This window comes from Mesorhizobium sp. WSM4816 (assembly GCF_055811535.1).
Genome location: NZ_JBVVQR010000091.1, coordinates 1 through 1,092, shown reverse-complemented (window position 1 = coordinate 1,092; position 1,092 = coordinate 1). Strand labels below are relative to the sequence as shown.

Genomic DNA, 1,092 nt, shown 5'->3' with positions numbered 1-1,092 from the left:
TGACAGGGTGCCCAAGGCTCCGCTGTCTGGGTCCTGTCATCGCTCAGTCACTATTTAGTTGTGCTGCCACTGCACCCTGCTAAGGCAGCTCAAAGCAGCGGGGACTAACCCCAAGCCCCCCACCCGGTCCCCGCTGCTCATTTACCGTCGCAATGACGTCAAGGCCCGCGTGACCACCTACAACATCGCAGCACACGCCAGTACCCGGCATGATCGTCAAGGCTTTCCGGTGCCGTTGCGGCTCAACGCGCTGCGTTCACGGCGGAATTCGTGCAGGGAGAGATTCGCGCGGTAGGCGCACTGGACGGGCGCGCATAATCGCCGACGCAAACCTCACCACAGAAACAATCCACCTCGATCACGAAATCCCAAACATCGTCCTCAAAACGAGCATTCCTCTCGACCTGCTGATCGGAACCTACCGAACAAGCAAATTGCGAGCGCCTTGCTTTAGGATTGCCAGGCGCTTCGGCAGGCATTTGCAGACCATCGATTGCGATAAGCGCTCCTTCTGGCGATGCCACTTAGGTTATGATGAATTGCAAAAAGCTCAGACTGTTTGGCTGGCCATCGATTCCGGCCGACTGCTCGGCCATTAATTTCACATAATTTCACATTCCAAACAGAGACGAAAGTTGGCCCAGCGCTTACGGCCGAAACGCTCGCTTAGGCAGTTGGATGCACCGTAACGGGGGCCAAGCTTCCGCGCCGATTCCAAATCCTTTGCTCTTCGGCCGTCCCCTCGTCCGTCTTGACTAGTACGAGCCCACAGCCTATTTCAGCGCCACGTTAGCACTCTCCACCGGCGAGTGCTAACCACGCTCCGGCAACGGAGAACCTTTCAACCTCCGCACCAGGGATATCCAAAATGGCAAAGTCGAATTTCCGGCCGCTGCATGACCGCGTGGTCGTTCGTCGGGTCGAATCCGAATCCAAGACCTCCGGCGGGATCATCATCCCCGACACGGCGAAGGAAAAGCCGCAGGAAGGCGAGATCATCGCCGTTGGTTCCGGCGCCCGCGACGAAGCCGGCAAGCTCGTCCCGCTGGACGTCAAGGCCGGCGATCGCATCCTGTTCGGCAAGTGGTCGGG

General features: G+C 58.6%; 1 protein-coding gene. It reads left to right on the top strand.

The window, feature by feature from the left end; all coding sequences use genetic code 11:
- Positions 1-868: 868 nt before the first annotated feature.
- The coding region (locus AC0L3H_RS32915; RefSeq protein WP_473588241.1) for a co-chaperone GroES at positions 869-1,092 on the top strand (224 nt) is incomplete at its 3' end.